The organism is Pseudomonas soli, assembly GCF_021283165.2.
Lineage (GTDB): Bacteria > Pseudomonadota > Gammaproteobacteria > Pseudomonadales > Pseudomonadaceae > Aquipseudomonas > Aquipseudomonas soli.
The window spans coordinates 4,502,870-4,525,100 of sequence record NZ_CP128543.1 but is presented as its reverse complement, the minus strand read 5'-3'; the positions used below and the strand labels follow the sequence as shown (position 1 = coordinate 4,525,100).

23 protein-coding genes are annotated in these 22,231 nt (G+C 64.6%); 5 read left to right on the top strand and 18 right to left on the bottom strand.

Features of this window, described 5'->3' with window-relative positions:
* Window positions 1-96 precede the first annotated feature (96 nt).
* Window positions 97-1,287 carry an MFS transporter gene (locus LU688_RS20885; protein ID WP_094011822.1) on the bottom strand — a complete coding sequence of 397 codons (1,191 nt, stop codon included), beginning with the start codon at window positions 1,285-1,287 and terminating at the stop codon, window positions 97-99.
* A gap of 159 nt (window positions 1,288-1,446) precedes the next feature.
* Here LU688_RS20885 and LU688_RS20880 point away from each other — a divergent pair, with 159 nt between their 5' ends.
* Window positions 1,447-2,586: a TDT family transporter gene (locus tag LU688_RS20880; RefSeq protein WP_094011823.1), complete on the top strand. Its 1,140-nt coding sequence runs from the start codon at window positions 1,447-1,449 to the stop codon at window positions 2,584-2,586.
* Window positions 2,587-2,592: 6 nt separating this feature from the next.
* On the opposite strand, the gene LU688_RS20875 is transcribed toward LU688_RS20880, so the two are convergent.
* Together LU688_RS20875 and LU688_RS20870 are read right to left on the bottom strand one after the other, a co-directional pair.
* Window positions 2,593-3,162, bottom strand: a complete 570-nt coding sequence (locus tag LU688_RS20875) for a LemA family protein (RefSeq protein ID WP_094011824.1) — start codon at window positions 3,160-3,162, stop codon at window positions 2,593-2,595.
* 1 nt (window position 3,163) lies between these two features.
* Complete coding sequence (locus tag LU688_RS20870; protein WP_094011825.1) at window positions 3,164-3,460, bottom strand: hypothetical protein; 297 nt, start codon at window positions 3,458-3,460, stop codon at window positions 3,164-3,166.
* Window positions 3,461-3,553: 93 nt separating this feature from the next.
* Between LU688_RS20870 and LU688_RS20865 the strand changes: the two genes are divergently transcribed.
* Window positions 3,554-5,428 (top strand): MFS transporter, encoded by a 1,875-nt coding sequence (locus tag LU688_RS20865; RefSeq protein ID WP_094011826.1) that lies wholly within the window; start codon window positions 3,554-3,556, stop codon window positions 5,426-5,428.
* A gap of 16 nt (window positions 5,429-5,444) precedes the next feature.
* Here the strand turns inward: LU688_RS20865 and sugE are convergent, their stop codons facing one another.
* The 8 genes from sugE to LU688_RS20825 form a co-directional block, all read right to left on the bottom strand.
* Window positions 5,445-5,762: a quaternary ammonium compound efflux SMR transporter SugE gene (gene sugE / locus LU688_RS20860; protein ID WP_023631604.1), complete on the bottom strand. Its 318-nt coding sequence runs from the start codon at window positions 5,760-5,762 to the stop codon at window positions 5,445-5,447.
* A gap of 237 nt (window positions 5,763-5,999) precedes the next feature.
* The gene (locus LU688_RS20855) at window positions 6,000-6,965 is read right to left on the bottom strand and encodes a bile acid:sodium symporter family protein (RefSeq protein WP_094011827.1); all 966 of its coding nucleotides are present in this window, start codon (window positions 6,963-6,965) and stop codon (window positions 6,000-6,002) included.
* 42 nt (window positions 6,966-7,007) lie between these two features.
* Window positions 7,008-7,661, bottom strand: coding sequence for an HAD family hydrolase (locus LU688_RS20850; protein ID WP_094011828.1), 654 nt, complete (start codon window positions 7,659-7,661; stop codon window positions 7,008-7,010).
* Between the two features lie 13 nt (window positions 7,662-7,674).
* On the bottom strand, window positions 7,675-8,664 hold the full coding sequence (locus LU688_RS20845; RefSeq protein WP_094011829.1) for an ABC transporter ATP-binding protein: 990 nt from the start codon (window positions 8,662-8,664) through the stop codon (window positions 7,675-7,677).
* Window position 8,665: 1 nt separating this feature from the next.
* Entirely contained in the window at window positions 8,666-9,460 is a 795-nt protein-coding gene (locus tag LU688_RS20840; protein ID WP_094011830.1) for an ABC transporter permease, read from the bottom strand.
* Window positions 9,450-10,289, bottom strand: a complete 840-nt coding sequence (locus tag LU688_RS20835) for an ABC transporter permease (protein ID WP_094011831.1) — start codon at window positions 10,287-10,289, stop codon at window positions 9,450-9,452. The genes LU688_RS20840 and LU688_RS20835 overlap by 11 nt, the downstream gene beginning before the upstream one ends.
* Window positions 10,286-11,092, bottom strand: a complete 807-nt coding sequence (locus tag LU688_RS20830) for an alkaline phosphatase family protein (RefSeq protein WP_023631599.1) — start codon at window positions 11,090-11,092, stop codon at window positions 10,286-10,288. The genes LU688_RS20835 and LU688_RS20830 overlap by 4 nt, the downstream gene beginning before the upstream one ends.
* A gap of 70 nt (window positions 11,093-11,162) precedes the next feature.
* Entirely contained in the window at window positions 11,163-12,221 is a 1,059-nt protein-coding gene (locus LU688_RS20825) for an ABC transporter substrate-binding protein (RefSeq protein ID WP_023631598.1), read from the bottom strand.
* 336 nt (window positions 12,222-12,557) lie between these two features.
* Here LU688_RS20825 and LU688_RS20820 point away from each other — a divergent pair, with 336 nt between their 5' ends.
* A complete protein-coding gene (locus LU688_RS20820; protein WP_023631597.1) occupies window positions 12,558-13,271 on the top strand; it encodes a UTRA domain-containing protein in 714 nt (237 codons plus the stop codon).
* A gap of 45 nt (window positions 13,272-13,316) precedes the next feature.
* Here LU688_RS20820 and LU688_RS20815 read toward each other — a convergent pair whose 3' ends face one another.
* The 7 genes from LU688_RS20815 to minC form a co-directional block, all read right to left on the bottom strand.
* Entirely contained in the window at window positions 13,317-15,470 is a 2,154-nt protein-coding gene (locus tag LU688_RS20815; protein WP_094011832.1) for a mechanosensitive ion channel family protein, read from the bottom strand.
* A 44-nt stretch (window positions 15,471-15,514) separates the two neighbouring features.
* Window positions 15,515-15,685, bottom strand: coding sequence for a hypothetical protein (locus tag LU688_RS20810; RefSeq protein WP_232888249.1), 171 nt, complete (start codon window positions 15,683-15,685; stop codon window positions 15,515-15,517).
* A 136-nt stretch (window positions 15,686-15,821) separates the two neighbouring features.
* Entirely contained in the window at window positions 15,822-17,111 is a 1,290-nt protein-coding gene (locus tag LU688_RS20805) for a M18 family aminopeptidase (RefSeq protein ID WP_023631594.1), read from the bottom strand.
* Between the two features lie 109 nt (window positions 17,112-17,220).
* Window positions 17,221-17,856, bottom strand: coding sequence for an RluA family pseudouridine synthase (locus LU688_RS20800; protein WP_038706606.1), 636 nt, complete (start codon window positions 17,854-17,856; stop codon window positions 17,221-17,223).
* A 154-nt stretch (window positions 17,857-18,010) separates the two neighbouring features.
* Window positions 18,011-18,265, bottom strand: coding sequence for a cell division topological specificity factor MinE (minE, locus tag LU688_RS20795; protein ID WP_023631120.1), 255 nt, complete (start codon window positions 18,263-18,265; stop codon window positions 18,011-18,013).
* Window positions 18,266-18,268: 3 nt separating this feature from the next.
* On the bottom strand, window positions 18,269-19,081 hold the full coding sequence (minD, locus tag LU688_RS20790) for a septum site-determining protein MinD (protein ID WP_023631119.1): 813 nt from the start codon (window positions 19,079-19,081) through the stop codon (window positions 18,269-18,271).
* 96 nt (window positions 19,082-19,177) lie between these two features.
* Window positions 19,178-19,939, bottom strand: coding sequence for a septum site-determining protein MinC (gene minC / locus LU688_RS20785; protein WP_038706605.1), 762 nt, complete (start codon window positions 19,937-19,939; stop codon window positions 19,178-19,180).
* A gap of 100 nt (window positions 19,940-20,039) precedes the next feature.
* Here minC and LU688_RS20780 point away from each other — a divergent pair, with 100 nt between their 5' ends.
* Together LU688_RS20780 and LU688_RS20775 are read left to right on the top strand one after the other, a co-directional pair.
* The gene (locus tag LU688_RS20780; protein ID WP_094011833.1) at window positions 20,040-20,975 is read left to right on the top strand and encodes a lipid A biosynthesis lauroyl acyltransferase; all 936 of its coding nucleotides are present in this window, start codon (window positions 20,040-20,042) and stop codon (window positions 20,973-20,975) included.
* A 60-nt stretch (window positions 20,976-21,035) separates the two neighbouring features.
* Window positions 21,036-22,178 carry a patatin-like phospholipase family protein gene (locus tag LU688_RS20775; RefSeq protein ID WP_094011834.1) on the top strand — a complete coding sequence of 381 codons (1,143 nt, stop codon included), beginning with the start codon at window positions 21,036-21,038 and terminating at the stop codon, window positions 22,176-22,178.
* Window positions 22,179-22,231 lie beyond the last annotated feature (53 nt).

The window sequence follows — 22,231 nt, the reverse complement described above, 5'->3', positions numbered from 1 at the left end:
ATCAATCAGTCTGGCACGCAGGGCGCGGTTCGTCAGCGCCGACGATGGTCGCAGTGGCAGGACGTCGCAGGCCCCGCGATGGGCCAGTATTGCCAACTAAGCCTGGCGGGCCCTGCGTGTGCCCATCCAGTAGAACACCGCCGCCAGTAGCACCGACCCGATCAACAGGCAGAACACCGTCACCGGCACCACATGCCCCAGTGCCAGCCCTACCAGGATCGGCCCGAGCCCAGCGCCGAGGTTGGAGAGGTTCTGCGCGCCATAATAAACCCCGCGCAGATGCTCCGGCGCGATCAGGTCGATGAACATGAATTCGGCCGGAATCACGATGATCTCGCCCAGGGTGAATACCAGCATGGCCAGGCACCATGCCGGCGCCGAAGCGGCCACCGAGAACCCTAGCAATCCGGCAACGAACATGGCCATGCCTGCCATCAGCCAGGGCATCAGGTGCTGACGGGTGATGCGTCGGCCGATCAGGTACTGCAGGCCGATTACTGCCAGGGCATTGGTGGTGACCAGGTAGCCGGCCAGACGCGCCACCTCGGCGGGATCGTTCAGGGTCACTACCAGGTATTGCGAAAGGTAGGCGGTGAACTGGCCGAACACCACTGCACTGAGCACGCCGCCCAAAGTGAAGCACACCAGGCGCCGGTCGCGCAGCATGCCCAGGGCGACCTGGGTGAAGCCCGCTGCCGGCCTTTCCTCGCGCAGGCTCAGCAAGTTGCGTTCGCCAAGGCGGTAATAGACCAGGCTCAGGCTGAGGCCGATCAGGGCCGAAACCACGAACGGCAGGTGGTCGTCCGCCTCGATCAGCAGCACCCCCAGCATCGGCCCCGCAGCCCAGGCGATGTTGTTGAAGGTGTACTTGATGGCGAACACTTCGCCGCGTTGGTTCTCCGGCAGCAAGGCACAGAACCCCGCCTTGGCGGCAATGTCCACCACGGTCTGGGCCAGGTAGGCGATCACCAGGAAGCAGAAGAACAGTGCAGCCGAAGTGCTGGCCACGATGCCGAGGAAGGCCACGGCGAACACCAGGGTGCAGGCGACGATCAGGGTATGACTGTGCAGGGTGTCGACCAGGTGTCCGCCATAGAGGCTGAGCATGGAGGCCAGGAGCATCGCGCCGCCGACCAGCAGGCCGGTCTGGCCGACCGACAGGCCCAGGTGCGTTGACAGGTACACCACCAGATAGGGCAGGGTGATGGCCCGGGCCATGGTCAAGGTGAAGGTGGTGAACAATAGCAGGCGAACCGCAGCGGGGTAGCCTTTGAGGGCGCGTAGCATCGACTGATCCTTGTCATTGTCAACGGTCAAGCATATGTCAAGTGCGGGCCGGGCTGCTATATCTTTGAAATCGATAACAGATAGAGAAATTACCCGTTATATAGATATTCTTTCCAGGCATAAGATATTCATACCTTACACAAGGGCAGGAGACAGCTTATGCCATGCACCCAGACCCGCGCGCCTTCCTGGCGCCCGTTCAGCCAGTTGGCCCACCCCCGCGAAGTGATCCGCCAGTTCACCCCCAACTGGTTCGCCGCGACCATGGGTACCGGCGTGCTGGCCCTGGCCTTCCATCAGGTCCAGATGCCGGGGTTGGACAGCGTGGCCGAGGGCCTGTGGTGGCTGACCATCGGCCTGTTTACCCTGTTCTGTATCCTGTACGGCGCCCGCTGGGTAATGTTCTTCGATGAGGCGCGGCGGATTTTCGCGCACTCCACCGTGTCGATGTTCTTCGGCACCATCCCCATGGGCCTGGCCACCATCCTCAACGGTGCCCTGGTATTCGGCTTGGCGCGCTGGGGCGAGGGCGTGGTGCCGTGGGTTGAAATGCTTTGGTGGCTGGACGTGGGCCTGGCGCTGCTATGCGGCGTGGCAATTCCCTACCTGATGTTCACCCGCCAGGAGCACAGCATCGACCAGATGACCGCGGTGTGGCTGCTGCCGGTGGTGGCAGCGGAGGTCGCCGCCGCCAGTGGCGGGTTGCTGGCGCCGCACCTGGTGGATGCGCACCGGCAGTTCCTGGTGGTCATCACCAGCTATGTGATGTGGGCGGTTTCGCTGCCGGTGGCGTTCAGCATCCTCACCATCCTCATGTTGCGCATGGCCCTGCACAAGCTGCCGCCGGCCAACATGGCCGCCTCCAGCTGGCTGGCGCTGGGCCCGATCGGTACCGGCGCGCTGGGCATGCTGGTGCTCGGTGGCGATGCGCCAGCGGTGTTCGCCGCCAATGGCCTGGGCAGTCTCGGTGAGGTGGCGCGTGGGCTGGGGCTGGTGGCCGGGATCGTGCTGTGGGGCGCCGGGTTGTGGTGGTTGCTGACGGCGGTGCTGATCACCCTGCGCTACATGCGCCAGGGCATGCCGTTCAACCTGGGCTGGTGGGGGTTCACCTTCCCGCTTGGCGTGTACTGCCTGGCCACGCTGAAGTTGGCGGGCTGGCTGCAGTTGAGTTTCTTCAGCGTATTCGGCCAGGTGCTGGTGGTGGCCTTGGCCATACTCTGGGCGCTGGTGGCCAGCCGAACCTTGCGCGGGGCCTGGCGCGGCGAGCTGTTCGTGTCGCCGTGCATTGCCCAGCGCTGAGCGGCTTCACAGGTTAGGGGTGTAGTCGAAGGCGCTGGTGGCTTGGTCATCGGTGAATGGGGTGACGGCCGAATGCTTGTTCATCACGCTGTTGACCAGCGACCCTGGGAACATCTGGATGCTGTTGTTGAAGCGCTCCACCTCGCCGTTGAAAATCACGATGGCCGCGCCGACGTTCTCTTGCTGCTCGGCAATTTCACGCATGAGGTTGTTCATCAGCTCCGAGGCCTTGAGCTCGGGGTAGGCCTCGAAGGCCACGCGCAGCCCACCGAGCAACGAACGGGTGGCGCCCTCGGCTTTGGCCAGGATCTTGCCGTTCGCTTCCACAGGCAGTTCGGCAATGGCGCTGCGCAGGCGGGTGATCCCGGCCAGCACGCTTTGCTCATGATCGCGGTACAGACCAGCCTGCTCCTGCAGCGCATCGAGGACCTTGGTCTTCTGCCGCTCATAAGTCAGCACATCGGCCCAGGCGCGTTTGACGCGGTTATGGTTACCGACGATGCCGTTGTACAGGCTGATGACGATCAGCGGTACGCCGATCAGTACGGCCAGCAGGATAAGGGCGAAAAGGTCCATGTCAGTGCTCCGTCTGGATCTGTACCGGGGTAGGTAGATTGAAATTGTCGTCGTGCTGCTCGGCCAGTGTGTGCACGGCGTCGAGCAATACGGTGAGCTGCGGCAGGTGCACGCCGTGCTCGATCAGCAAGCGGAAATCGCTCGTGCGGGTCAGCTCGCAAGTCAGCTTGAAGCCAAGCGGGTTGTCGTTGCAGCTCAGGCACAGATGCCCGTTCTGCGAGAACTCCAGGTTGGGCGTCTCAAGCTGGCGATGCAGTTCGATCAGGAGCTGGCCGCTACTAGCGACCAGGCTAGGCAACGGGCTTGCCTTTATCGTGCATTCCCGTGCAGATTTGTGGCTTCGGGCGCTGAGCGTGCCTCCAATGACAAAGCCCAACCAGGTACAAGGACGATGAGTCACCCCTCGCAATTCACCCTGCTCGGCAAGCGGCGCTTCCTGCCGTTCTTCATCACCCAGTCGCTGGGTGCCTTCAACGACAACCTGTTCAAGCAGTCGCTGATCCTGGCGATCCTCTACAAGCTGAGCCTGGAAGGCGACCGCTCGATCTGGGTCAACCTGTGCGCCTTGCTGTTCATCCTGCCGTTCTTCCTGTTCTCGGCGCTGGCCGGGCAGTTCGGCGAGAAGTTCGCCAAGGACCGCCTGATCCGTGCGATCAAGCTGGCCGAGATCGTCATCATGGCCATCGGCGCGACCGGTTTCGTCACCCATCATCTGGAACTGATGCTGGTGGCGCTGTTCGCCATGGGCACCCACTCGGCGCTGTTCGGCCCCGTGAAATACTCGATCCTGCCCCAGGCCCTGCGTGAGGAGGAACTGGTGGGCGGCAACGGCCTGGTGGAAATGGGCACCTTCCTGGCGATCCTGGCCGGCACCATCGGCGCCGGTATGCTGATGTCCTCCAACCAGTACGCGGTGCTGGCCGCCACCGGGGTGGTGGGCACCGCGGTGCTGGGCTACCTGGCCAGCCGCTGGATCCCCCGCGCCGCTGCTGCCGCGCCGCAGATGAAGCTGGACTGGAACATCTTCAAGCAGTCCTGGCTGACCTTGCGCCTGGGCCTGGGCCAGACCCCGGCAGTATCGCGCTCGATCGTTGGCAACTCGTGGTTCTGGTTCGTCGGCGCGATCTACCTCACGCAGATCCCGGCCTACGCCAAGGACTGGCTGCACGGCGACGAGACCGTGGTCACCCTGGTGCTGACCCTGTTCTCGGTAGGCATCGCCGTCGGGTCGCTGCTGTGCGAGCGCTTGAGCGGGCGCAAGGTGGAGATCGGCCTGGTGCCGTTCGGCTCGTTCGGCCTGACCCTGTTCGGCCTGCTCTGGTGGTGGCACTCGGGGGATGTCCCGGTCGGTGCCGTGCCCCATGACTGGCTGACCTTGCTGGCCATGAGCCAGGCCTGGTGGATCATGCTATCGATTGTCGGCCTGGGTATTTTCGGTGGCTTCTACATCGTGCCGCTGTACGCGCTGATCCAGGCGCGCACCGCGGAAGGCGAGCGGGCCCGGGTGATCGCCGCCAACAACATTCTCAACGCGCTGTTCATGGTAGTGTCGGCGATCATCACCATCGTCCTGTTGAGCCTGGCCAAGCTGAGCATCCCGCAGCTGTTCCTGGTGGTGTCGCTGCTAAACATCGCGGTCAATGCCTACATCTTCCGCATCGTGCCGGAATTCACCATGCGCTTCTTGATCTGGCTGCTCAGCCACTCGATGTACCGGGTCGAGCACCGCGAACTGCAGCGCATTCCCGACGAAGGCGCGGCGTTGCTGGTATGCAACCATGTGTCGTTCGTCGATGCGCTGCTGATCGGCGGCGCGATCCGCCGGCCGATCCGGTTTGTCATGTACTACAAGATCTACAACCTGCCGGTGCTCAATTTCGTGTTCCGCACCGCGGGCGCCATCCCCATTGCCGGGCGCGGCGAGGACGAGGCCACCTACGAGCGCGCCTTCGCCCGCATCGCCCGGTACCTGGCCGATGGCGAGCTGGTGTGCATCTTCCCTGAGGGCAAGCTGAGCGCGGATGGCGAGATCGATGTGTTCAAGGGCGGCGTGAACCGCATCCTGCAGGAGACGCCGGTGCCGGTGATCCCGTTGGCGTTGCAGGGGTTGTGGGGCAGCTTCTTCAGCCGTGACCCGAACAAAGGCTTCTTCAAGCGCCTGTGGTCGCGGGTGACCCTGGTGGCCGGCGCCGCCATCCCGGTGGAGGCGGCGCAGCCCGAGGCGCTGCGCGAGCAGGTGAGCCTGCTGCGCGGCGACGTTCGCTAGGGGTAACGGAGGAAGGTCAGCTGGCGCTGACCTTCAGGCCGACCAGGCCGGTGATGATCAGGGCGACACTGGCCAGGCGGATCAGCGCCATGGATTCACCGAACAGGATGATCCCGGCGATCACCGTGCCGACCGCGCCGACGCCGGTCCAGATGGCATAGGCGGTGCCCAGCGGCAGCTCCTTCATGGCCAGGCCCAGCAGGCCGAGGCTGATGACCATGGCGCCGACCGTCAGCACGGTGGGCAGGGGGCGGGTGAAGCCGTCGGTGTACTTGAGGCCGACAGCCCAGCCGACTTCGAACAGGCCGGCGAAGAACAGGATGATCCAGGACATGGTGAGTCTCCATCGTTATCAAAGATGGGGCCGTCCCCGGTATGTTCACGCACAGCGTCGTGAGGCCGTCCTCACAGTGCGCACTATAGTGCCCATTTGCCGAGGCTGGGGCAAGTTTCAAGGATCGGTGGTTGCCTCATCGCCGGCAAGCCGGCTCCCACAGGGTTAGCGCATGGCTGGCTTCATGCGGTCGGTGTGGGAGCCGGCAGGCCTGCGATGAGGCCGGGTCAGGCAACATCAATTTCTGGCAGATACGATGTTCTCAACCTCGGGCGCAGGCTCCTTCATCCGCCGGAACCACGTCGACAGCAAAGCCCCGGAGATGTTGTGCCATACGCTGAACAGCGCACTGGGCACCGCGGCCAGGGGTGAGAAGTGCGCCGACGCCAGGGCCGCGCCCAATCCGGAGTTCTGCATGCCCACCTCCAGTGCCAGCGCCTTGCGCTGGGCCAGCGGCAGCTTGCACAGCTTGCCGGTCAGGTAGCCCAGCAGGAAGCCGAAGCTGTTGTGCAGCACCACCACCGCCATGATCAGCAGCCCCGATTCGGCGATCTTCGCCTGGCTGACCGCCACCACCGCGCAGACGATCATCACGATGCTTACCACCGATACCAGCGGCAGCACCTGCACCGCCAAGTGCACCCGGGCGCCGAGCAGGCGCTGGGCGAGCACGCCGAGCACGATCGGCAGCATCACCAACTGCAGGATCGACCAGAACATGTCCATGAACGAGACCGGCAGCCACGCCGAGGCGAGGAACCAGATCAGCGCCGGGGTGAGCAGCGGGGCGAGCAGGGTGGTCACCGCGGCGATCGCCACTGCCAGTGCCAGGTCGCCCCTGGACAGCCACACCATGACGTTCGACGCCGTGCCGCTCGGGCAGCAGCCGACCAGGATCACGCCCACGGCGATTTCCGGCGGCAGATGGAACAGCTGGCACAACAGCCAGGCCACCCCGGGCATGATCACGAAATGCGCCATGACCCCCAGCGCCACCCGCCAAGGCTGGCGGGCGACGGCGGCGAAGTCGTCGAGCTTGAGGGTCAGGCCCATGCCGAACATCACCAGGCCCAGCAGCGGCACGATGGCGACCTTGAGGGCGACGAACCACTGCGGCTGAAGGAAGGCCAGGCAGGCGAACACCAGCACCCACAGGGCGAAGGTGTTGCCGACGAAGCGGCTGAGGGCGGCGAGGGCACGCATGGGGCAATCCTTGTTGTTCTGTTCAGCTGCCCCCGATCATACTCAAGACCAGCTCAGAATGGGCCAGCCGTTGGTTTGCGCGTGCTCGCGCAGCACCGGGTCCGGGTTGACCACATGGGGGTGATCCACCTTCAGCAACAGCGGCAGGTCGTTGCGCGAGTCGGAATAGAAGCTCGCGCCCTCGAGGTTTTCCTGTTCCTGGTCGAGCCACTCCAGCAGGCGGGTGATCTTGCCTTCGCGGTAGGTGAGCACGCCGTGGGTCTTGCCGGTGAACACGCCGTTGACCGCTTCCAGTTCGATGGCCAGGTATTCGTCCACGCCCAGGCGCGCGGCGATCGGGCCGACCAGGTGAGCACCGCTGGCCGAGATGATCAGGACCCTGTCGCCACGCTGGCGGTGCTCGGCGATGCAGCGGCACGCATCACCGTAGATGATCGGCTCGATCACATCCTCGACCCAGGGCTCGACCAGGTGCTCCACCTCTTCCAGGGTGCGCCCGGCGATCGGCTCCAGGCTGAAGGCCATGTAGTCCTCCATCTGCAGGTGGCCTTTGCCGTAGGCTTCCATCAGTTCATGGTCGCGCTTGAGGAAACTCTTGCCATCGACCCAGCCCAGTCGGGCCATCTGCTTGCTCCACAACGACGCGCAGTCGCCGTGGATGAGGGTTTCGTCCAGATCGAAAATTGCCAGTGCCATGCGTTGAATCTCCTTAGGCCACTTCCCGTAGCGCCGTGGGGTCGATCGACAAGGATACCCGTTGTCCGTCCGCGTGCAGATCGCTGGCGCAACGATTGAGTACGTCCACCACCAGTTCCACGCCGCGTACCTGGACGCGGTAGCGGATCACGTTGCCCAGCAGGCTGTGGCTGCGGATCTCGCCATCCAGCTCGCCGTTCAGGCTCAGGGTGATCGACTCTGGCCGGATCGCCAGGCGCGCGTCCACCGGGCGTTGCAGCAGGCGGCTGGCGCTGTCGGCGTCGAGCAGGTTGTAGTTGCCGATGAAGCCGGCGGCAAACAGGTCCACGGGCGCGGTGTAGAGGGTTTCGGCATCGCCGCTCTGGACGATGCGTCCCTGGTTCATCAGGACGATGCGGTCTGACATGGTCAGCGCTTCTTCCTGGTCATGGGTGACGAAGATGGTGGTCAGCCCCAGCTCGCGCTGGATGGCGCGGATCTGTTCGCGCAGGTGCTTGCGAATACGCGCATCCAGCGCCGACAGTGGCTCGTCGAGCAACAGCAGGCGCGGGCGGGTGACCAGCGAGCGGGCCAGGGCCACGCGCTGGCACTGGCCGCCGGACAGCTGGTGCGGGTAGCGCCCGGCGAAGCTGCCCAGCTCGACCAGGTCGAGTACCTCGCGCACCCGTGCCTGGCTTTCGTCGGCCTTGACCTTCTGCATGCGCAGGCCGAAGGCGACGTTCTGTTCCACGGTCATGTTGGGGAACAGTGCGTAGCTCTGGAACACCATGCCGATGCCGCGCTTCTGCGGGCTCAACGGCACGATATCCTGGCCGTCGAGCAGGATCCGCCCGCTGTCCACCGGGGTCAGCCCGGCGATGCAGCGCAGCAGCGTGGACTTGCCGCAGCCGGAGGGGCCGAGCAGGGTGACGAACTCGCCGCGTTCGATCTGGCAGTCGATGTTCTCGAACACCGGGCTGCCGGCGTAGCTCTTTTGCAGTTTCTGTACGCTGACGAAGCTCATGTCAGGTCTTGTCCTTGTTCAGGCGGTTGGCAACCCAGGTCAGCACCAGCACGAAGGCGAAGTAGGAGATCACCAGGGCGCTGTTGAAGTGGCCGCTGCTGTTGCGCATGTTGTTCAGGTACACCTGCAAGGTCTCGTAGCGGGTGCCCACCAGCAGGTTGGCGAACACGAACTCGCCGAACAGGAACGAGAACGACAGCAGCAGCGCCACCATCAGGCCCTTGCGCAGGTTCGGCAGCACCACCAGGAATGCCGCCTGCCAGGTGCTGGCGCCGAGCAGTTGCGCGGCGTCCATCAGGTCGCGCAGGTTGATCGCCTGCAGGTTGTTGGTAATCGCCCGGTACATGAACGGCAGGGCGATGGTGAAGTAGCAGCCGATCAGGATCCACGGCGTGCCGACCATGGCCATCGGCCCGCTGCCATAGAGTTGCAGCAAGCCCACCGCGGACACCACCGGCGGCACCGCGAACGGCAGCAGGATGAGTACGTTCATCAAGGCGTCGAGCTTGGGGAAGTGGTAGTGCACCACGAACAACAGCGGCAGGATCAGCACCACCGACAGCACCAGCGCGCCCACGCACACCAGCAGCGACTGTCCGAAGGCGGCGAGAAAGCGCGGTTCGCTCCACAGTGCCACATACCACTTGATGGTCAGCCCGCTGGGCAGCAGGGTCGCCGACCAGCTGGTGGCCAGCGAATAGAGCAGGGTGCCGGCCAGTGGCAGCAGCAGGATGAGGAACAGCAGGTAGACCACCGCGCGGTGGTAGAGCCCGCCGCGTTTGTTTTCAGCGCGCATGGTAGCTCCTCTTGAGCAGCCATTGATGGGCCACCGTGACCACGGTCATCAGGCCCACCAGCACCATCGCCAGCGCGCTGGCCAGGTTCGGGTCGAGGCTGATATCGCCGGCGACAAGACCGGCGATGCGAATCGGCAGCACGTTGAAGTTGCCGGTGGTCAGGGCGTAGACGGTGGCATAGGCGCCCAGGGCGTTGGCCAGCAGGATGACGAAGGTGCCAAGCAGCGCCGGGGTAAGCACGGGCAGGCCGATGTGCCGCCAGAACTGCCAATGGCTGGCGCCCAGCAGCGCGGCGGATTCACGCCAGTCTTCGCGCAGGGCGTCGAAGGCGGGGTAGAGCAGCAATACGCCCAGGGGGATCTGGAAGTAGGTGTAGACCAGGATCAGGCCGGTCTTGGAGTAGATACTGAAGTCGCCGAGCAGCCCCATCTGCTTGAGCAGCAGGGTGAGCGCGCCATTGAAACCGAGCAGGATGATGAAGGCGAACGCCAAAGGCACGCCGGCGAAGTTGCTGGTCATGTTGGCGAAGGCGCTGACGAAGTCGCGCAGTTTCGAGTCGACTTGGCGCAGCGAATAGGCGCCCAACGTGGCGATGACGATGCCGAACAGGCTCGACCAGAAGCTGATCTCCAGGCTGCGTTGCAACGCCTGCAGGTAGAACTTCGAGGCGAAGATCTTGCTGAAGTTGGCCAGGCCCCAGCCACTCTCGCTTTGCAGGCTGTTTATCGCAACCCAGGCCAGCGGCGCGATCTGGAAAATGATGAAGAACACGGCGAACGGCAGCAGGCAGAGCAGGGCCAGGTAGCGGCCGCGATGGCTTGCATTCACTTGAGCAGCTCCCGGCAGACCGGTTTGTCGTGGGCGGCGCCGAGCAGTTCGCAGATCGTGCCGCACAGCTCGGTCTGCAGCGGCTTGGCCGCAGGGTCGAGGCTGAAGGCTTCACCGAACACGAACAGCGGCACTTCACGCTCCTCGGCGAGCAGGCCGTTGTGCGAGCGGTCGTTGTTCATGCCGTGGTCGGCGGTGACCAGCACCTGGTAGCCCTCCTCGAGCCAGCGCGGCAGGTAGTCGGCCAGCAGGATGTCGGCGCTGCGCGCGGCGTTGCGGTACTGGCTGCTGTCCAGGCCATGGCGATGGCCGGCGTCGTCGATGTTCATCGGGTGCACCAGGAGGAAATTCGGCGCATGGCGACGGCGCAGGTATTCGGCGTCGGCCAGCAGGTGCGAATCGGGGTAGTGGTCGGCGTAGTAGAACAGGCCATGCTGGATCGGCAGCTTCGGCGCGTGGGTGTGGCGGTCGCGCAGCGGGTCGAACGGCGAGCGGTTGTACAGTTCGCTCATCCAGTGGTAGGCCGCCGCCGCGGTGCCCAGGCCGGCCTCGCGGGCGTAGTGGAACACGCTGCGCTGGTTGGACAGGCGGTTGACGTTGTTGTGCACGATGCCGCTGTCGATTGGCGGTACACCGGTGAGAATGCATTCGTAAAGTGGTCGCGACAGCGACGGCAGCTCGCACTCCACGCGGTACAGCGCGGCGCGGTCGGCCTCGACATAGGCGTGCAGGTGGCCCATGGCGTGATGGGCCACCTGGTGGTTGAGGCCGTCGAGCAGGACCAGGATGACGTTGTGTGACATGTTGGCTCCAGGGGAAACGGGGCCTCGTGGGAGTGGCGGTGCGCCGATGCTCCCACGAGGTGGATGGCGCTTACTCCATCTCGATGATCACCTGCTCCTGCCACTTCTGTGGCAGGGCCTTGGAGGTCGCTTCCCAGGCCGCAGCATCTTTGATTGGCTGGGCGGCCTTGTACTGCTCGTTGGGCAGCAGCTTGGCCTGTACATCCGCCGGCAGCTTCAGGTGTTCGGCACGGATCGGTCGGGCGTGGCCGATGGCCAGGTTGGTCTGGCCGGCATCGCTGAAGATGTATTCACGGGTCAGCTTGGCCGCGTTCGGGTGCTTGGCGTATTTGTTGATGATGGTGGTATAGCCGGAGATGACCGACCCATCGGAGGGGATCAGCACCTCGAAGCGTTTCGGGTCGATCTGTTCGCGGTAGCTCAGGCCGTTGAAGTCCCACACCACGCCCACTTCCACCTCGCCTTTCTCCAGGGTCTGGATGGTTGGGTTGGCCAGCGACAGGCGCTTCTGCTGGGCCAGCTTGGTGAACAGCTGCAGGCCCGGCTCGATGTTCTTCTCGTCGCCCTTGTAGGCGATGGCGGCGGCAAGCACGCCGTTGGCGGCCTGGGCGGCGGTGCCTACGTCACCGATGGCGACCTTGTACTTGCCCTTTTCCAGGTCGTGCCAGGTGCTTGGGCGGTCCTCTTCCTTCACCAGGTCCTTGTTGATGATGAAGGCGATGGTGCCGGTGTAGGCCAGCGCCCAGTGGCCGTCCTGGTCCTTGGCCCACGCCGGGACCTGGTCCCAGGTGCTTGGCTTGTAGGGTTGGGTCACGCCCTTGGCGACCGCGATCGGGCCGAAGGCCGCGCCGACGTCGCCGATATCGGCGCTGGCGTTGTCCTTCTCGGCATCGAACTTGGCGACTTCCTGGGCCGAGCTCATGTCGGTGTCGCTGTGCTTGAGGCCGTATTTTTTCGCCAGGTCTTCCCAGGTGCCTTTCCAGTTGGCCCAGGCATCGGGCATGCCCACGCTGTTGACCGTACCTTCCTTGCGGGCGGCGTCTTCAAGGGCCTTGAGGTCCTGGGCCATGGCCGAGGTGCAAAAAGCGATGGCCGAACCGAGCAGTGACGCCATGAACAACTTTTTCATCCGAAGCTCCTTTGGTGGGTGCCTTGCATTCGTTGTTATGAACTGAAGCGGTGCTTGCGACCCCTTGGTCTAGGTCAGCAAACCTTGCGCCAAGGTAGGCCTGTTGCGTGACAGTTTGATGTAAGGGGCGGGGGCGGGTGGCAGGCCCAAGGCCCTGGAACTACAGCGTAGACCAGATCGAAAGCCTTGATTCGCGTGGGCTGGCGCGGATCTGGCAGATCTGGCAAGTGCCCTGTGGCGCCTGTGTCACAGGATGTTCATCAGCTGTCCCTAGGCTTGCACTACGCTCCAACTGCCCCGTTTCGGGGCTGGACTAGTCCAGATAGGTAACCTTTGATGCAAGCGACGCCACCGCGCGCGGTAACAGCTATCTGCCATGCGCTGCAGGAGCAGATCGAACACGGCCTGCTGGCACCCGGCGGCAAGCTGCCGGCCGAGCGCAGGCTCAGCGAGGTGTTCGACACCACGCGTATCACCCTGCGCGAGGCGCTGGTGCAGCTCGAGGCCATGGGCCTGATCTACCGCGAGGAGCGCCGTGGCTGGTTCGTCGCGCCCGAGCGGCTGACCTACGACCTGATCGAGCGCAGCCATTTCCATGCGATGGTGCGCGACCAGGGGCGGGTGCCGAGCACTGAGTTACTGTCTGCGCGCCTGCAGCCGGCCTCTGCGTCGATCTGTGCGCGCCTGCGCCTGCCGGCGTTGTCCAGCGTGGTGAGGATCTGCCGTTTGCGCCGGATCGATGGGCGAGCGGTGCTGTATGCCGAGCACTATCTCAACCCGCGTTACTTCCCGGGGATCCTCGAGCTGGACCTGGCGCGGTCGCTGACCGAGATCTACGCGCGGGAATACGCCATTCACTATGGGCAGGTGTGCTTTGAAATCCTGCCGACGGCGTTGCCGGCCGAGGCGGCGGCTGCCTTGAAGGTGTCGGCTGGCAGCCCCGGGTTGCATATCACCCGGGTCAACAGCGACCAGCATGGGCACCTGATCGACTGCGACCTGGAATACTGGCGTCACGATGCGATCCGCATTCGCGCCGAGGCTGGGTAGGGTGAACATCGCGGTGCGCCGATGCGACTTGCCCCGCGATGCGATCTAGCTGGAAACGTTGCTCTGAGCCATTGCCCCTCCGCCAGCCGTCACCACCTGCACCGACAGCCGTGGCGTCGCCAGATCCAACCCCGCTTCATCGAGCTGGCGCTTCAACGCCAGGTTGAACGCCCGCGACACCTCCCACTGCTTGATCGGCGCGGTCTTGAACCGCGCCCGCAGGATCGCCGAGCCCGACTCGAAGCTCTCTACCCCCTGCAACTCCAGCGGCGACCAGATGTTGCGGCGCATCAGCGGGTCGTTGCGCAGTTTCTGCCCGACCTCGCGGATCAGGGTGATGGCCTGGTCGATGTTCATGCTGTGCGGGATGGCCACGCGGAAGATCGCGTAGCCGAATTCGCGCGAGTAGTTCTTGATGCTCTTGATCTCGCTGAACGGGATGGTGTGCACGATGCCATCGATGTCGCGCAGGCGCACGGTGCGGATGGTCAGGCCCTCGACCGTGCCCAGGTGGCCGCCGACATCCACGTAGTCGTCGATGGCCAGGGAGTCCTCGATGATGATGAACAGGCCGGTGATCAGGTCGGCCACCAGCGACTGGGCGCCGAAACCGATGGCCAGGCCGATGACACCGGCACCGGCCAGCAGTGGGGTGACGTTCATGCCCATGTTGGCCAGGGCGACGATCACCGCGATGATGACGATCACCACGAACATCACGTTGCGGATCAGCGGCATCATGGTCTGCGCACGGGCGTTGGCCAGCCCGCGCCGCGAATGCACCAGGGCATGGTGCACGGCGGTGTCGGCGAGGATCCACACCAGCCAGGCGACGATCAGCGTACCGGCCAGGCCCAGCAGGCGCAGGCTGACTTCATGGCCGTCACCCTCGGCGAAACTGATCATCGAGTGGCCCCAGACGCGCAGGCCCAGTTCGATGAACAGCAGCCAGATGAACAGGTGCACCAGCACATAGCCGAAGTTGCGCAGGCGTTCGGTATAGACCGCCTGGCGCTTGTTGGCGCGCCTGGGCTTTGCCGCGTGGCGACGGACCAGGCCATTGAGCACCATGCACACCACCACCAGCACCGTGCACATCAGCGACTGGCGCAGGGCGGTGCTGGTGTCGCCGGCGGAGACGAAGGTGGCGAACAGCGAGATCGCTACCAGGATCAGCGCCGGGAGGTACCAGAAGCTGCCGAGCAGTTCGATGGTGTCGCTCAGGGTGCGCCGGGTCAGTCGCCGGGACAGGGGCTGGTTGCGGATCAGGTGGGCGATCGGGCGGCGGAAGCGCAGGATGAACAGCCCCGTGCACAGAGCTGCGACCACATTGGCCAAGGTGGCCAGGGCATGGGCCAGGTGGCTGCCCAGCGCGGTGGTCAGGCGTGGGTCGCTCATCGCCTCGCCGAACGCGGCGAAGCTGCCGATCAGCCACAGCGGGCGGAACGCCTGGTGTCGCAGGATATGCAGGGCGCGGTGGCGATGCGGGCCGTCGAGCAGCGAGAAGGCAATTACGCAGATGGCCGAGAACAGGGTGCCGACCACCAGCGCGTAGGCCAGCACCATGGCCATCGACTTGCCCAGCGAGGAGGGCAGGGCGAAGCTCAGGTACACGGTGAACACCAGCGCCACCAGCCAGGGCCCCAGCTTGCGCAGGGCAAAGCGCACCAGGTCCCAGGTCCGCGGGTGTTGCGGCAGGTCTTCGGTCAGGCCGAAACGCAGGCGCACACGGTGGCCGATCCAGTTGAAGGCATAGGCCAGCAGGCCCCAGACCAGGATGACCCCGGCGAAGCCAAACAGGATCGCCGGCCATTGATGCACCGGCACCACCAGTGCGGCCAGTTCGTCCTGGGCTTGGTCGATTTCCAGGGACCAGCGCTTGAACGGGCTGGCATCGCCGCTGAACTGTTTCTCGAAGTCGTGCAGGGCACCGCCGATCAGGCCGAGCACCCCCTGTTCGACGGTGGGTTGCGATTGCCGGGTGGCGTCGCGCAGCTTTTTCAGGTCGGCCAGCAGCTTGGCGCGTTGCTGGTCGTTTTCCAGGTTCTTGATCACCTCGTCCAGGGACTTGCCCAAGGGCTCGCTGGCTTCGGGCTGGGCGGGCGTGCTGGAGCCGAGCAGGCCTGGCAGGCCGGCGGCGTGCGCTGGCGTGACGAGCAACAGGAACAGCAGCGTGATGCAACGCAGGAGGGCTGGCACCGGGAAATCTACCTCAGGTCAAACGTTTGCCCGAGTGTAGAGGTTTACGACGGCAGTTTCTCGAGGATCTTCCAGCAGGTGAGGCCGAAAATGCCGAGGGTGCCGATCCACATCATCAGCACGCCGACATTGCGTTCGCGCAGGCTGAAACCGATGGTCAGCAGCATCAGGAACAGGAACACCGGCGCGAACAGGGACAGGAACGGCGATGACATGGACAGCATCCTTCTGTTTTGGGGGCCATGTATCAAGCATAGCGCTTTGCAAGCGAGGCGGATTGACCGGGGGCAGGTGCTGATCCGATCGCGGGGCAAGCCGCTCCCACAGGTCCGCGTGGGAGCGGGTTGGCCGTCAGGGCAGTTCGCGGCTGCGGTAGAAGGCGCCGAGCACCTTCACCAGGTGGGCCAGGTCATGGCTGCCGCACAGTTCGCGGATCGAGTGCATGGCGAAGGTCGGCAGGCCGATATCCACCGTGCGCACGCCCAGGTGGCTGGCGGTGATCGGGCCGATGGTCGAGCCGCAGCCCATGTCGCTGCGCACCACGAAGCTCTGCACCGGGACTTCCTCGGCCATGCACAGGTGGCGGAAGAACCCGGCGGTTTCGCTGTTGGTGGCGTAGCGCTGGTTGTTGTTGACCTTGATTACCGGGCCTGCGTTGAGCTTGGGGCCGTGGTTGCCGTCGTGTTTGTCGGCGTAGTTGGGGTGCACGCCGTGGGCATTGTCGGCCGAGACCATCAGCGAGCGCTGGATGGTGCGCACATAGTCGTCGCCATCGGGCAGCAGGCGTTGCAGGGTCTGCTCGAGCATCGGGCCATCAGCGCCGCAGGCCGAGCAGGAGCCGACTTCCTCGTGGTCGTTGCACACCAGTACGCAGGTCTCGTCGCCTTCGGCGTTCAGCAGCGCCTGCAAGCCGGCGTAGCACGACAGCAGGTTGTCCAGGCGGGCGGCGGCGATAAAGTCGCCGTTCAGGCCGATCAACGCGGCGTCCTGGGTGTCGTAGAAGCTCAGCTCGTAATCCAGCACCACGTCGGCGTTGAGGTCGTGTTCGCGGGCTAGCTGCTCGGTGAGCAGGGCGCGGAAGTCGACGCGCTCGTCGCCGGCGACCTGCGCCAGGATCGGTGGCAGTTCGGTCTGCGGGTTGATCTGCCAGCCTTCGTTGGCGGTGCGGTTGAGGTGGATCGCCAGGTTGGGGATCACCGCGATCGGCAGCTTGAAATCGATCAGCTGGCTTTCCACCTTGCCGTCACGGCGGAAAGTGACCCGGCCGGCCAGCGACAGGTCGCGGTCGAACCAAGGGGCGAGCAGGGCGCCGCCATAGACTTCGACGCCCAGTTGCAGGAAGCCCTGGCGCTGCAGTTCGGGCTGCGGCTTGACCCGCAGGCATGGGCTGTCGGTGTGGGCGCCGACCATGCGGATACCGCCGATCAGCGGCGAATGCTTGCCGAGCTTGATGGCGATGATCGAGGAATCGTTACGGGTCACGTAGTAGCGGCCGCCAGGCACGGTGGCCCAGCTGTCGCGTTCGTCCAGGCGCTGGTAGCCGGCGGCCTCGAGGCGTTGCGCGAGGCTGGCGGTGGCGTGGAAGGGCGTCGGGGAGGCCTTGAGGAATTCGATCAGGCCGGCGTTCAGGGCATCGCGCATAAGTCACTCCAGACAGCAGTGGCGCGAGTTTAGCGTAAATGCTCGAAAAATTGTGTCAGCCCTATCGCGAGGCGTTGGAGCGGGCTTGCCCCGCGATCGGGCCCGAGTCTCAGAACGGCGCCGGACACTCGAATTTCAGGCGTTCGCCGGACACCGGATGGGTAAAGCTCAGCATCGAGGCATGCAGGCACAGCCGCTCATGGGCCGCCAGCGCCTCGGGGTTGGCGTACAGCCGGTCGCCGAGCAGCGGGTGGCCGATCGACATCATGTGCACGCGCAGCTGGTGCGAGCGCCCGGTGATCGGCGTCAGCTCGACCCGGCAGTGATCGCCGCAGCGCTCGACGATGCGCCAGAAGGTCAGGGCATGCTTGCCCTGCTCATGGTCGACCACGTGGCGCGGCTTGGTCGGCGGGTCGTAACGCAGGGGCAGGTCGATGCTGCCGCTGTCGAGCGCGGGCTGGCCCCAGCACAGCGCGGTATAGGCCTTTTCGGTCTCGCGGTCGTGGAACTGGCGTGACAGTTCACGATGGCTGTCGGCGTCGCGGGCGAGCAGGATGATCCCCGAGGTTTCCCAGTCCAGGCGGTGGACGATCAGGGCTTCCGGGTAGCCGTTTTCCTGCAGGCGGGTGATCAGGCAGTCCTTGTTGTCCTCGGCGCGACCCGGCACCGACAACAGCAGGGTCGGCTTGTTGATCACCAGGACGGCGGCGTCTTCGTGAAGGATCTGGATGTTCGACAGCGGCATTGCTAGGTCTCGGTGAAATGGCGGAAAGCACTGGGGCCGCCTTGCGGCCCATCGCCGGCAAGCCGGCTCCCACAGGGTCCCGCGTTGTCTGTGGGAGTCGGCTTGCCGGCGATAGACTGCAAAGCAGCCCCAATGATTACACCCAGCTGCGCGATCAGCGATCAGGCAGGGTGATGTTCAGTTCCAGAATCGAGCAGCTGCCCTGGTTTTCCAGTTCAATCTGTACGTCGTCGTTGCCGATGTTGACGTACTTGCGGATCACCTCCACCAGCTCCTTCTGCAAGGCAGGCAGGTAGTCCGGGGTGCTGCGCTGGCCACGCTCGTGCGCCACGATGATCTGTAGACGCTCTTTCGCTACCGACGCGCTGCTCTGTTTCTGTCTGCCACGAAAGAAGTCAAAAAGGTTCATGGTTTATTTGCCTCCAAACAGGCGCGCGAAGAATCCTTGCTTCGGCACTTCGATGAACCGCAGTGGCTTGGGCTTGCCCAGCAGGCGGTCGACGGTGTCGCTGTACGCCTGGCCTGCATCGCTCTGGTCATCGAGGATGACCGGGATGCCCTGGTTGGAGGCTTTCAGCACGGCTTGGGATTCGGGGATGACACCCAGCAGTTCGACCGAGAGGATTTCCTTGACGTCCTCGACGCCAAGCATTTCGCCTTTTTCGACGCGCTCGGGGTGGTAGCGGGTGATCAGCAGGTGTTCCTTGATCGGGTCTTCACCCTGTTCGGCGCGGCGCGACTTGCTCGACAGCAGGCCGATCATGCGATCGGAGTCACGTACCGACGAAACCTCGGGGTTGGTCACGACGATGGCTTCGTCGGCGAAGTACATCGCCAGGTGCGCACCTTTCTCGATACCGGCCGGCGAGTCGCAGACCACGAAGTCGAACTGGTCCTTGAGCTCCATCAGTACCTTTTCGACGCCTTCCTTGGTCAGGGCGTCCTTGTCGCGGGTCTGGCTGGCGGCCAGCACGAACAGGTTTTCCAGGCGCTTGTCCTTGATCAGGGCCTGCTGCAGGTTGGCTTCGCCGTTGACCACGTTGACGAAGTCGTACACCACGCGGCGTTCGCAGCCCATGATCAGGTCGAGGTTACGCAGGCCGACGTCGAAGTCGACGATGACCGTCTTATGCCCGCGCAGTGCGAGGCCGGTACCGATGGCGGCGCTGGTGGTGGTCTTGCCCACACCCCCCTTGCCGGAAGTGACGACGAGAATCTTGGCCAAGGTGTTTCACCCCTAAATAAACGGGACGTGGGTCCCTGCAAATACGAAAAACGGCAACGTGAAAAAAGTTGCGCTAAAAATGCCGGCAAGTATCCGTTAAAGACGGGTGATGTTCAACACGTCGCCGGACAGGCTGACCTGCACCCCCGAACCCCATAACGGATCGCGGCGCAGGTCTTCGCACACTTTGTACTGGCCGGCGATGGAGACCATTTCCGCAGTCATCTGCAAGCAGAAGATGCGTGCCTTGGTATTGCCCTTGATACCGGCCAGGGCGCGACCGCGCATGGCGCCGTACACATGGATGTTGCCATCGGCGAGAAGTTCCGCGCCGGGGCTGACCGAGCCGGTCACCACCAGGTCGCCGCCCTGGGCGTAGATCTGCTGGCCGCCGCGCACCGTCGAGGTGATGATCCGCGTCGGGCGCACTTCGGGTTCGGCCGGCGCAGGTGGAGGCGCTGGGACTGGCTCGGGCTTCTTCACCTCGGGTTCCGGCTCGAGCGGACGTTCGCGGGCCCCGGACGGCGGCAGCACCGGCAGGTCGATGGCGATGGCGGCGGCGATGTCCTCGATGCGGCTGGCGCGGATCGCCAGGGTGCGCAGGCCATGGTGACGGCACACGCGCATCAGCCCGGGCAGGTCGATGGCGCCTTCGTCATGGGGCAGCTTGTCCAGGGCCAGGACCAGCGGCGTGTTGCTGAAGAAGTTCGGCGCCTGCGCGACCTTCGCCGCCAGTTGGCGGTCGAGGGACTCGAGGTCGTTGCGCGCCAGTTCCAGTACGGTGATGGCAAGCATGCTGCCCTTGAGCTGGAACACGGGGGCGTTGTCGGGTGTCTGGTTGGTGCTCATGGTCTGCATAGACGGCTTGTTGCGAAAAAAGTGCCCTGACTTATAGCGATAAGACCGTTTGCCCGCAACCGATGTAGAATGCCGGGCTCATGTCTTGCCGGAAGCTTCAATGGAACGCCCGCGTTTTCGATCCTCTTTCCTTCACCCGCGATTCTGGGGCCTGTGGCTGGGCCTGGGCCTGCTGTGGCTGGTCGCCCAGCTGCCGTACCGGGCCTTGTTGGCGCTGGGGCGCGCTCTGGGCGCGGTGATGTACCGGCTGGCGGGTGAGCGCCGACGCATCGCCGCGCGCAACCTGGAACTTTGCTTCCCGGCGCTGTCCGGCGACGAACGGCAGCGCCTGCTCAAGGAAAATTTCGCTTCCACTGGCATCGCTTTCTTCGAGATGGCCATGAGCTGGTGGTGGCCAAAGGCCCGGCTGGCGCGCCTGGCTCACATCGAAGGTATCGAGCACCTGCAGGCCGCCCAGCGTGAAGGTGAAGGGGCCATCCTCATGGCCGTACACTTCACCACCCTGGAAATCGGCGCCGCCTTGCTGGGCCAGGTGCATACCATCGACGGCATGTACCGCGAACATGGCAACCCGGTGTTCGACTTTATCCAGCGCCGCGGTCGCGAGCGCCACAACGCCGACTCGCTGGCGGTGGAGCGCGACGACGTGCGCGGCATGCTCAAGCTGCTGCGCAAGGGCCGTGCGATCTGGTACGCGCCGGACCAGGACTACGGCATCAAGCAGAGTATCTTCGTGCCGTTGTTCGGTATCCCTGCGGCCACCGTCACCGCCACCACCAAGTTCGCCCGGCTGGGCAAGGCGCGGGTGATTCCATTCACCCAGAAACGCCTGGAAGATGGCAGCGGCTATCGTCTGGTGGTGCATCCGCCGCTCGAGGACTTCCCCGGTCAAACCGAGGAGGACGATTGCCTGCGCATCAACCAGTGGGTCGAGGGTGTGCTGCGCGAGTGCCCGGAGCAGTACCTTTGGGCGCATCGGCGCTTCAAATCGCGGCCTGAAGGCGAACCACGGCTGTACGACAAGAAAAAGCGTTAGGGAGCGGGCTTGCCCCGTGATAAGGCCGGTACTGGCAACCACTGACTCCAGGAAGGATGCATGACCTCAACCACCGGCCTGATCCTCTCAGGCGGCGGTGCCCGCGCCGCCTACCAGGTCGGCGTGCTGGCCGGCATCGCCGAGCTGCTGCCGCCGGGCGCCGCCAATCCTTTCCCGGTGATCGTCGGCACCTCCGCCGGTGCTATCAACGCGGTCAAGCTGGCCAGTGGCGCCACCCGCTTCGCCGAGTCGGTACAGCATCTGACGGCCTTCTGGCAGAACTTTCGCAGCCACCTGGTGTTGCGTAGCGACTGGCCAGGGGTGATCCGCCAGGCCAGTCGCTTCGTCGGCCACAGCCTGCTGGGCCTTGGCGGCCAGGTGCCGGTGGCGCTGCTCGACAGCCGCCCACTGCGCGGTCTGCTGCACGAGCATCTGGACCTGGACGGCATCGCCCACTCCCTGGCGGCCAATCAGTTGCGCGCCATTGCCGTGACCGCGTTCGGTTACGAGTCCGGCCAGGCGGTGACGTTCTACCAGGGCCGCCACACCATCGAACCCTGGCTACGACATCGCCGCATCGGCATACCCACGCCGTTGACCATCGACCATCTGCTGGCCAGTTCGGCCATCCCGCTGCTGTTCGCGCCAGTACGCCTGGGTGAGGAATATTTCGGTGATGGCGCCGTGCGCCAGTCAGCGCCGATCAGCCCGGCGCTGCATCTGGGGGCCAGTCGCGTACTGGTGGTCGGCGTCAGCGGCAACCCCCAGCGACCGTCGCCCCCCTTGCCGACCCAGCGCGTGTTCAGTGGCCAGCAACCGAGCCTGGCGCAAATCGGCGGGCATATGCTCAACAGTACCTTCATCGACAGCCTCGAGGACGATATCGAGTTGCTGCAGCGGCTCAACCATCTCAGCCATCTGCTGCCGGCGCACCTGGACGCCCGGCGCCTGGGGTTGGCGTCGATCGAGGTGCTGGTGGTGGCGCCCAGCCAACCGCTGGACGAGATTGCCGCCCGTCACCGCCGCGAGCTACCGGCGGCGCTGAGGCTGTTTCTGCGCGGGCCGGGGGCGACCAAGACCAGCGGGGCAGGGGTGTTGAGCTACCTGCTGTTCGAGGCGAGCTATTGCAGCGAACTGATCGAGTTGGGGCGCAAGGATGCCTTGGCCAAGAAGCGGGAGCTGTGCCAGTTCCTGGGGATATGAGGGCCGCTGTAATGGCCTTTCCCTGGCTCGTCGTGGCGACGACCCGCCGCGAA